The organism is Noviherbaspirillum denitrificans, from assembly GCF_002211445.1.
Lineage (GTDB): Bacteria > Pseudomonadota > Gammaproteobacteria > Burkholderiales > Burkholderiaceae_D > Noviherbaspirillum > Noviherbaspirillum denitrificans.
This window is the reverse complement of sequence record NZ_LSTO01000001.1, coordinates 132,196-133,053: the sequence shown is the minus strand read 5'-3', so window position 1 is coordinate 133,053 and position 858 is coordinate 132,196. Positions and strand designations below refer to the sequence as shown.

General features: G+C 58.3%; 3 protein-coding genes. All 3 read right to left on the bottom strand.

Going from position 1 to position 858, the window contains the following annotated elements; genetic code table 11:
* Positions 1 to 380: hypothetical protein (locus AYR66_RS29190; RefSeq protein WP_206047004.1), on the bottom strand; the 380-nt coding region annotated here is incomplete at its 3' end.
* Positions 337 to 603 (bottom strand): hypothetical protein, encoded by a 267-nt coding sequence (locus AYR66_RS00685; protein WP_088705900.1) that lies wholly within the window; start codon positions 601 to 603, stop codon positions 337 to 339. The genes AYR66_RS00685 and AYR66_RS29190, both read right to left, overlap by 44 nt.
* Before the next feature lie 17 nt (positions 604 to 620).
* The coding region (locus AYR66_RS29185; RefSeq protein ID WP_206047003.1) for a hypothetical protein at positions 621 to 858 on the bottom strand (238 nt) is incomplete at its 5' end.

Below are 858 nucleotides of genomic sequence, written 5' to 3'. Positions count from 1 at the left end.
ATGGGGTGGTTGGGTTGGTCGAGCATTTCGTTGCGCTCGACAGACATATTGCGAGGAGTGTGCCAGCGCGGATATTCGACCTTGGGCTGTGCGTAAGTGATTGAAATTAAAGAGAAATGCTCCCTGCTTATATGCTTTGCATCGTTGCGATGCGGGATCGGGCCCGATAAACAGATGGGCGCTACCCGACGATTTCGCAGGAGGTGTTCGTTTGCTGGCAACAGCGCTTGATGAAGGACGGCGAAGGCATGGACGCCACGTGCGAACGGGACGTCAGGACGAAAAAAAGCCCGCCGGGGATATCCCAGGCGGGCTTTTTGAGTGGAAGTACTGCGATCAGAAATAGGCGTCTGCCGATGCCCATTGCGACGGGCTGACATCGAGCTTCAGCGGCCCGAAGCCGGCGCCGATGACACCGACGTTGTTCAGCGCGTTGACTTCGACGTTCTGGATCTGCGTGATGTTCTGATTCACGCCGACATTGACGTTGGCGATCGGGCCGAGACCCTGCAACCACGAATTGCCGCCGCGTACTTTCTTCATCGCCGCACGGTCCAGCTCCATGCTGTCGCGGGACAGGTCCTTGATCGTCAGGCTTGACATGCTCGTTCTCCTCTCGATCAGAAGTTGATGTTGTTGTTGGCGGACTGGGTCGGGTTCACGGTAGAGCTGATGCCGCTGGCGAAAGCCACGTTGTTGCCGTTGTTGTTGACCACGTTCTGCGACTGGCCGATCTGCTGGGTGGCGTCAAACGAGAACGAGCTCGGCTGGTACTTCGCTTCGGGCATGCCGTAGGAGGGCGGGCAGTAGTAAGCCGGGGTCCAGCAGGAAGGCTGCTTGTAGTAGCAGCCGCCGGCT

What these genes read in the sequence shown, in the direction of transcription:
- AYR66_RS00685 (WP_088705900.1), bottom strand. Translation starts at nt 603, where the DNA reads ATGTCAAGCCTGACGATCAAGGACCTGTCCCGCGACAGCATGGAGCTG.